Source organism: Moraxella caprae DSM 19149 (assembly GCF_000426885.1).
Classification (GTDB): domain Bacteria; phylum Pseudomonadota; class Gammaproteobacteria; order Pseudomonadales; family Moraxellaceae; genus Moraxella; species Moraxella caprae.
The window spans coordinates 1-9,016 of sequence record NZ_AUGF01000063.1 but is presented as its reverse complement, the minus strand read 5'-3'; the positions used below and the strand labels follow the sequence as shown (position 1 = coordinate 9,016).

General features: G+C 43.4%; 6 protein-coding genes and 1 pseudogene. 3 read left to right on the top strand and 4 right to left on the bottom strand.

Going from position 1 to position 9,016, the window contains the following annotated elements; translation table 11 throughout:
* Positions 1 to 243, bottom strand: a 243-nt coding sequence (locus K941_RS0111505) for a helix-turn-helix domain-containing protein (protein WP_029103727.1), incomplete at its 3' end; no start/stop codon positions are given.
* Between the two features lie 84 nt (positions 244 to 327).
* Here K941_RS0111505 and K941_RS0111500 point away from each other — a divergent pair.
* Entirely contained in the window at positions 328 to 1,272 is a 945-nt protein-coding gene (locus tag K941_RS0111500) for an HNH endonuclease family protein (RefSeq protein WP_029103726.1), read from the top strand.
* A gap of 212 nt (positions 1,273 to 1,484) precedes the next feature.
* Here K941_RS0111500 and K941_RS0111495 read toward each other — a convergent pair whose 3' ends face one another.
* Positions 1,485 to 2,480: an ion transporter gene (locus K941_RS0111495; protein WP_036388303.1), complete on the bottom strand. Its 996-nt coding sequence runs from the start codon at positions 2,478 to 2,480 to the stop codon at positions 1,485 to 1,487.
* 14 nt (positions 2,481 to 2,494) lie between these two features.
* Between K941_RS0111495 and cydD the strand changes: the two genes are divergently transcribed.
* Both cydD and K941_RS0111485 read left to right on the top strand, forming a co-directional pair.
* A complete protein-coding gene (gene cydD / locus K941_RS15755) occupies positions 2,495 to 4,450 on the top strand; it encodes a thiol reductant ABC exporter subunit CydD (protein ID WP_228130409.1) in 1,956 nt (651 codons plus the stop codon).
* Entirely contained in the window at positions 4,443 to 6,146 is a 1,704-nt protein-coding gene (locus tag K941_RS0111485) for an amino acid ABC transporter ATP-binding/permease protein (protein WP_029103724.1), read from the top strand. Before cydD ends, K941_RS0111485 begins: the two co-directional genes overlap by 8 nt.
* A 544-nt stretch (positions 6,147 to 6,690) precedes the next feature.
* On the opposite strand, the gene ccoG is transcribed toward K941_RS0111485, so the two are convergent.
* Both ccoG and K941_RS15750 read right to left on the bottom strand, forming a co-directional pair.
* Complete coding sequence (gene ccoG / locus K941_RS0111480; protein ID WP_084137755.1) at positions 6,691 to 8,040, bottom strand: cytochrome c oxidase accessory protein CcoG; 1,350 nt, start codon at positions 8,038 to 8,040, stop codon at positions 6,691 to 6,693.
* Positions 8,041 to 8,590: 550 nt separating this feature from the next.
* Positions 8,591 to 9,016, bottom strand: a pseudogene (locus K941_RS15750) (ISAs1 family transposase); the annotation flags it as partial.

Below are 9,016 nucleotides of genomic sequence, written 5' to 3'. Positions count from 1 at the left end.
AATGGACTTTTCAATCTTAGCTAAGCGTTTAATGCCATACTTGGCTTGTTTAAAGCGATTGTTGGTACTGGTTTGGGGTTTAAGCAGTTTAACACGAGCAAGTTTTAAGACCTTGTAAATGGTAGGTCTTGATACTTTGTACTCGAGTGCCAGTGAAGTCACTGATTGCTTGTTCTTATGGTAAGCAGTCCAAATGGCTTCCCTATGGTGGGGAAGCAGTCTTGTGTTTTTGTGTATGTTCATTTGCAGTATTTTACCTTAATACTGTAAATAACGCGACTGTTTCTAACAAATAACCCAGCTAAAATCAGAAAATTTACCGTACATTTGCTAAACATTCGTTTATTATTTGACCGTTATGTGATTAAGCATGATGGGCTTGACGATAGAGATGATTGGTATATCTATCAATTTAAAAAATCTAATTCAGAAAATTCTAGCAATTACCATGCTAATACATTTGAAGATTTGGCAAAAGATAGACAAATAAAGCTATTACAAACAATGTTTCATTATTCTTTCACGGCAAAGAATTATAAATATTGGCTATTTGCTTATCTAAAATGGCTTAATGACGAAAGTAAGTTACAATTAGAAGATTGTCCAAAAACTGGTAAAGCGGTTATTTTATCGGCAGATGAAAATATTAAGTTTTTAGAAAATTTGTGTGATAAATTTTATATTAATCGCTTTTATAATGACGGCAAGGGTGATGAATATTTTGACTTAATTTACAAAGACGAGATAAAAGCAATTATCAACTGTGATTTTCTTAATAAAGGCACGGCGGTAGAGAATTTTATTTTTAACCGTTTGGATTATATTTTATGGAAAAGTCTTAAAGATAATCAAATAACAGATTGCGACAAAGACATATTTACTGAGAATATGTTTACTGATGATCACTTTACCAAAGAAAAAGTTAGTAAATTTATTAAGGATGCTTTTAAATTTACTTCCAGAAATTCAGTGGAGCATTATTATCCGCAAAATCCAATAAATGGCGAAAAATTATCAGACAATGATGATGAGAATGGAAAAATTCTTAATAATTTTGGCAATCTGTGCTTAATCAATCATAGCCAAAATTCATCATTAAACAACAGAATGCCCGATGAAAAAAAGTCAGGCTATAAAGACAATGTTGCTCGTCATCAGTCTTTAAGCATTAAGCAAATACTGATGTTTACCTATAAGGACTGGGATAAAGATAGTATTCAAGAACACGGTGAAAAAATGATTCAACTTTTAAATGAGAAGATTTCTACATAGATAATAATTTATCCTCTTATAAAATAGCCCATTTTTGGGCTATTGGGAGAGATTACGACTTACCCAATCCAAGCCCTAACTTGGCGTGATGGTTAAGTCAAAATCGGACAGAACCACGCACAATGCTTCATCTTATTTAATTTTCATACATGAACCAAAGGGGTAATAGAGCAGATTTAATTTACTATTTAAAATCTATAATCATTAAAACTTCAAAAATATTCCACCCGCTCCCCACAATATGGACAAAAGCATTTTTTATTTAAAGACTTTTCTTTTTCATCAAGCTCTTTTTCTTTTGCCAATAGCCGTTTTTCTTTTAAAACTTGGGTTAGGATTTCTTGGCGGTTTTTGCGGTCTATTTTTAATTCATCGGATAAGCTATTTATTTTGTCATTGTCATGCAATTCAGTTAAGGACAACGCCATAAATTCATCATAAAGATGATAGAGACTTGCTTGTTTTTGGCTTTCTAATTCACGGGTGAGTCCCGTTGCTAAAATACCTGCTGGTAAGGCGGCAAGTCCCACACCCAATATCGTGATAAACGCCCCCAAAAGTTTGCCCAAAGGCGTAACGGGCGTAATGTCGCCATAGCCCACCGTTGTCAAGGTTACCACCGCCCACCACATCGCATGGGGGATGGAAGTAAATTCATCGGGCTGGGTTTCGTATTCCACCAAATAAATGCCACTTGCTGATAATATAATAAGAAGCATTAAAATAAATATCACTGCCCCAAATGAGCCACGCTCTTTTTGTAATACGATGAGCAGTATTCGCAAAGAATCAAAATAACGGGTAAGTTTAAATAATCTTAATAACCTAAATACCCGTAAAAAACGTAAATCAATCCCACTAATGCTTTGCAAAAATATCGGCACTATGGCAAGTAGGTCAATAATCGCCCCAAAGCTTAGTATCCACTTAAAACGAGCATGCCAAATACGAGCAGTATTCTTTTCGGCAATTACCCAAAATCGTGCGATATATTCTATCCCAAATACAATCACAGAAAACCACTCAAACGCTCTAAAATAATCTTGATAAGGATAATAAATGTCATCCACTGATTCTAATATTACCGCTAGGGTATTTAATAAAATAAGCGTAATCAAAAATAAATCCAACAACTTGGCAGGCAGTGCCAAAGGCGATGAATCATCGTGGTTTTCTAATAAGATGTATAATTTTTGGCGAATTGACATGAGATAAAGCAAAAATGAGCAAGTGGCGATATTGTAACACAAAGGGCGATGTTAAGAGTTATCTTTACCTTGAAATTATCCCTAAATTTAGCGATAATGTAACGCTAAATTTTGACAATAATAACACCATGACCGAGCCAATCACCCCAACCGTATCGCCCACGGTACCGCCCCATATAGAGCAATCCACACCGCCAAAACCGCCAAAATCCAAACGCAAAAAACCCAGACGTTCCCAAGAAGACATCATGGCAAATGCCTTTTTAAGGGCGACTTTTAAGCCAGTCAAAAAAACCATGATGATGGCGTACTTGCTTGACATTGCTAGTGTGTTGGTGTTGGTAGGGCAGGCGTGTGTGCTAGTGTGGCTCTTTGATGGGTGGCTGACGAGCTTTGTGCAGGGCGTACCGCTCCCTGATAGGGTGACAGGTAGTGGCTTGCTTTTTAATTTGGGACTGCTGTTTGGGTGTTTGGCGGTACGCATTGCCATCGGCTATGGGCGTGATGTTTTGCTGAGTCAAGCAGGGCTAACCGTTGCCAAATCGGTGAGACAACGCCTATTTGTCAAATTGGGTGAGCTTGGGCAGGCAAGGCGTGATTTTGGGGCGGACGGGGCATTGGCAAGTAAAATCATTGATGAGCCCGACCATTTGGTTGGTTATGCTCGCTTTCACGTCCAAAAGATGACCGCCGTTACCACACCCTTGATTTTGGCGGGGTGCGTGGCGTTTTATAGTGCAACCTCAGCATTGGTATTACTACTTACCGCACCGCTTGTGCCGATTTTTATGGCATTTATCGGTATCGCTACCGCTCGTAAAAGCCGTGAACAGATGGACGCATTGGCACAGCTTGGGGGGCGATTTTTGGATTGGATTCGTGGGGTCAATACCTTATCACGGCTTGGGGCGGTGGACATTGCCGTATCAGACATCGCTAACAGCTCCGAGCATTATCGCAAACGCACGATGGACGTGTTAAAAATCGCCTTTTTAAACAGTGCGGTGTTGGAATTCTTATCCGCCTTATCCATTGCCTTAGTGGCGGTGTATTTGGGTTTTGGCTTGATGGGGATTTTGCCGTGGGGTAAGGGGCAGGTGCTGACAGGCTATGGCACGGCGTTATTTATCCTACTGCTTGTGCCAGAGTTTTATGCTCCGCTACGCCGACTGGGGGCAGAGTATCATGTCAAAGGGCAAGCGGTGGCGTGTGCCAAGGCAATCGCTCCCATGCTAAATTTTAAAGCCAAAACAGGGGGCGATGTGGCGATAAGTCTTGATAGTCCGCCCGCTTTTCATCTTAATAACATCACGGCATTTGGCGATGATGGGCGAGTGCGATTATCGCCCATCAGTCTAACCTTTGATGCAGGCAAATGCACCGCCTTGATGGGGGCAAGTGGCGTGGGTAAATCCACGATATTACAAATCCTACTTGGCTTTGGCGACTTTGCTGGTGATGTGGTCATTCACACTGATGGCAGGGCGGTGCGGTATGACGAGCTTGATATGAATATGCTAAGAACACAGCTTGGCTATCTGTCGCAGACCACGCCATTATTGCCAATCTCTATCGCGGATAATTTACGCCTTGCCAAACCGTCCGCCACCGATGATGAATTGGTGCAGGTGCTAAACGATGTCGCCTTGTGGGACATCATCAGTCAGTTGCCAGATGGCATAAATACCATGCTTGCCGAGCGTGGCGGTAGACTATCAGGCGGTCAAGGCAGGCGGCTTGCCATTGCTCAGTTATTATTGCAAAATGCCAAAGTGTGGCTACTTGATGAGCCGACCGAGCATTTAGACAGCGAGACGGCAGAGAAAATTAAGGCGTTATTATCTCGTGTGAGTGTCGGCAAGACCGTGATTTGGGTAACGCACGATGGGGCAGGGGTGGACTTTGATGTCGTTCATGACTTGACGGCATTGTATGAGCAAAAACAACAAAAGGCGGTGCAACATGGCTAATCAACCAAGCAGACGCCCATTTCGCCTAAGAGAGTTATTACTTAGCCAAAAGCTTCTGTGGCTCATCGCATGGCTGTTAGGCATAGCGACGGTATTGTCGGTACTGGGACTGGTCATGCTCTCAGGGTGGTTTATCACGATGGCAGGCGTGGCAGGGGTGCTGGCGGTGGGATCGCACGCCTTTAATTATCTTATGCCGTCTGCTATCATTCGTGGTTTTGCTATCGTGCGAACCTTTGCCCGTTATGGCGATTTGATGGTGTCGCACCATGCGGTGTTTGGGCTACTTCGTGATTTGCGAGTGAAGTTCTTTTCGCATTGGGCGAGACTGCCGTTATCGGTGCGACTGCAAAAGGGCGGTAGTAGCGAGACCATGCAAAGGCTTGTCAAAGACATTGACACGCTGGACGAATTTCCACTGCGAGTGGTGTCGCCCTTTGTGGTGGCGGTCGTGGCGGTGGCGGTGTTGTCGCTTATGGTGTCTGTGATGATGCCTACAGCGTGGATTGCTGTGCTACATATGGGGCTGGCACTCATCATTGCGGTCATGACCTTATATAAAGGTGTGCAACTGGCACGGCGTGAGAGTGAGCTTGTGGTGCTACGCAAAAGCAAGCTCATCAACACCTTGCCCGCCCTAACCGCTCTCATCACGTGGGGCAGATGGCAGGACAGCGTGCGTGAGCTTAGTGAGTATGATGAGCGCCATCATCAGCTGACGATGGCGACCCTGCGAGCCAGACGTAACGCCCAAGCGCTTATTCAGCTTATCATTGCGTTGGCGGTGGTGCTACTGCTACTGACGGCAGGGCGGATTTTTGAGCAGGGTATTACCCCCTTTGTAGTGGCAACATTAAACAGCCATACCACCCTAAATCCTGCCATGGTGCTTGCCTTGACACTCGGAGTGTTTGGGCTGATGGAGATAATCTCGGCACTGGTGGGTGAGCCGCTTGCATATGGTAGAAGTGTCAATGCCAAAGCACGTATCAATGAGCTGATGAGTGCAGACAGCACGCCCCAAAAACAGCCGATAGATGACAATCCAACCCTTATCCTAAAAGACTTATCCATAAAAATGCCGTCCGCCATCATGAGCGTGGACGGTATCTGTGCCACACTCACCCCAACCACGCCTACGCTCATCACGGGGGCATCAGGGGCGGGCAAATCCACACTGCTTGCCACGCTGGCAGGGGAAGTGCCACGCATGAGTGGCGAGATGGTGGTGCGGACATCGGCTCTTCGTGATGTGGACATGGATAACGTGGATTTTGGTCGCTCGTTTGGCTTTTTGGGGCAAAACGTGGACATCTTTGACCAAAGTCTTGCCGACAACCTACGACTGGGTAAGCCGTCAGCGACTGATGATGAGCTGTGGGCGGTGCTTGATAAAGTGGGTCTGTCCGACTGGGCAAAACATCAGCCCAAAGGACTAGATACGCCACTTGGCGAGTACGGCATGGCGATATCAGGCGGTCAAGGTCGGCGTGTGGCACTGGCTCGTCTGCTTCTATCACCCAAAAAAGTGCTGTTACTAGATGAGCCATTTGCGGGGCTAGATGGTACCACTCGTCATCAGGTATGGCAGAGCTTGACGGGTATGCAACAGGCAGGCGAGATTGGCGTACTTGCCATTGCCACGCACCAAATATGGGACGAGATGGGCGATGTGAATGTGGTGCGTGTGGGGTGATTAAGTAGGGTGGTTTTGAATGGGATTTAACCATCAAAAAAGGGTAAGTCATCTTGCCCTTTTTGATTGTCTGATATACACCTAACCAACTTGATATTTACCACAGACTTTGTAGGGCTAGCTCCGCACGTCCTTTGATGACATACCAATTTTTATAGGCGTGCACAGCACACCCCTACACCTAAACATCATTGTGTTTGTGGTAATTTTAAAGTTTTCTGGGTGTAATCTTCAATTTTAAAATACACCAATTGGCAGTAAAGTGTTTATTACGTACTCCGCCATAATAAAAAACTCTACTCCATTCTCGACTTTGTATAAGTGATTGACTTACCAAGGGAAAATTGCAATTCGTCCCTGCAACCTAAAAAATAATCATTGAAAAATCAATAAGTTGTAACTTTAAGTTGAGATTGAAGTAAGCCATTAAAAAATGTAAATTGATGTGGACTGGGGTTAACCATGATACAAACACTGACCTATTTTAAAAACAAAAATAAAACCCTGCCATTGACAAGGTTTTATTTTTTGGTTGCTTCTTGGTTTAGGGTTTATAGACAAACACGTCTTGTCTGCTGGCACTGTACTTACCATCTTCGGTGTAGACAGTGATGGTGACAGGCATGGTGCCACTGATTTTGGCAGGGTCACCAAAGATACTCACGGGCAAGTCATACGGCTCGTTGGCTTTGAGCGGCAGCTCTTTAAAGCGAGATTTTAAGGTCAAGCCATCAACGGGTTCTAGTTTGACTTTATAGACTTGTCGCTCATCGGTCTTATTGACGATTTTTAGGACATAGCTGTTCTCAACCATGCCATCACGTCCGACACTGCTGATTTGCTTACGGTTGTGGCGAATCTCAAGCTCCAAGGGGTCACGCCCTGTTGCTACCATTGTTGCCACCACTACCAGTACACTAAGGATAAAGATGTAGGCAAAGATACGGAAGCTTACGATTTTGGTTTTTTCTTTGTGGACAAGCTGACGTTCGGTGGTGTAGCGAATCAGACCACGGGGATAGCCCACCTTGTCCATGATTTCATTACACGCATCGATACACGCCGCACACTGGATACACTCTACTTGCAAGCCGTCACGAATGTCGATACCCGTAGGACATACCTGTACACACATGGTGCAGTCCACACAGTCGCCATAACCTTCGGGGTGGTCGCCTTTTTTGCGAGCCCCACGAGGTTCGCCACGGTCATAGTCATAGGAGACAAGTAAGGTGTCCTTGTCAAACATCACTGATTGGAAACGACCATAAGGACAAAAATGCACACACATATGTTCACGCATGTAGCCTGCATTCATGTGTGTGACAAAGGTGATGATGCCAAAGAATATCCATGTCATCTTGCTCCAACCCATAAAGAACGGTGTCGCCCCATTAAAGAATAGGTACTCCGTCCCGACCACAAGCGACATGAATGTCACAGCGGTAATCATACTCATCACACCCCATATCAGATGAATGAGTAGTTTTTTGCCAATCTTAGAAGCACTATTAGGCTCTTTGTCGAACTTAATGCGTTTATTACGCTCGCCCAGTACCCATTTTTCTACGTGTTGATACAAGTGTACATAGATGGTCTGTGGACAGGCATAGCCACAGAACACACGCCCTGCATAGACCGTTACCATAAACAATGTAAAGGCGGCAATCATAAAGATGAAGGCAAAGAAATAAAAATCCTGCGGCATAAAAGTCGCCCCAAAGATATAAAACTTTGGTTCAGCGACATCAAACTGTATCGCCTGACGACCACCCCATTTTATCCATGGCAGTATCAAAAATCCCACCAAAATGGTATACATGCTCACTAGGCGAATGTTTTGATATTTGCCTGAGACAAAGCGTGGATGCACCCGTTTTTTGGTAGCGTCCATGTCCTTAGAATGTGGTATCATTTTCTCGGGCGGTGGCTTGGGCTTTTTGGTTTTTTTAGGTGGCGGGGTAGTGTTGGTATCAGGCTTGTGAGCAGAGGGTGGCTCGGCAGGCGAGTTCTTTGCTGTATCGCTTGCTTTGGGGTCAAATACTTCGGGTTCGGCAGTTTCTGTGTTTTTTGCAGAATTATCGGATGACTCTGACATGATATAACCTTAGCTGTTGTGGCGAGTATTCGCTCTTGGCTGGGCTCATTGATACTGATTTTATCAATTTGGAATAAATATATTTTACACCTTTTCCGTAATTTTTTAAAGGATTAAATGGCGGTGTTGGCATTGATGTAAAAGCATGGCGTGATGATGACTGACAAAAGCCATGATAATAAAAGGGTTGGATTGTGAAAATACAGTCATGATTTTGGCATGATAATTGCACGCTTTTGTTAATCCAAGTGATGATTTATCGATTGTTAAATAGTCATTTTAAAAGGGCAGACATGCCCTAATTTTTATCATATTTTATAACAATATTATCAATAACTAGCATGCCCTAATTAAGGGTGTGGGCTTTGTCGAGCGTTGTTAGAACATGATATTTGTTATAAAGTTTCATATATTTTTGATTGTGATTTATTTTTATCATTTTTAAAAATCTTGACATTAGTTTAACAAGATATTGATAGACATCAGAACAATCGCACCACCCCTTACCAAACAACAACTGTTCAAGATAAGACTTATTCTGTGAAGCTCTCATTTTACTGCGTTTCACAGAGAGTTTAGCATCCCCATTGGCTCGAATTAAGTTTAATGCGGTACGAGTCAGTAATGCTTTATTTGCTTTTTCATGACGTTCAAGACTTTTTTGGTCATCTTCACTAAAGATAACATCTAACACCCAATGCTGACTGTTTTCAATAGACCAATGGTTACAAATGGCATCAGCAATCATATTAACATCTGTCAGGGAGGTTAG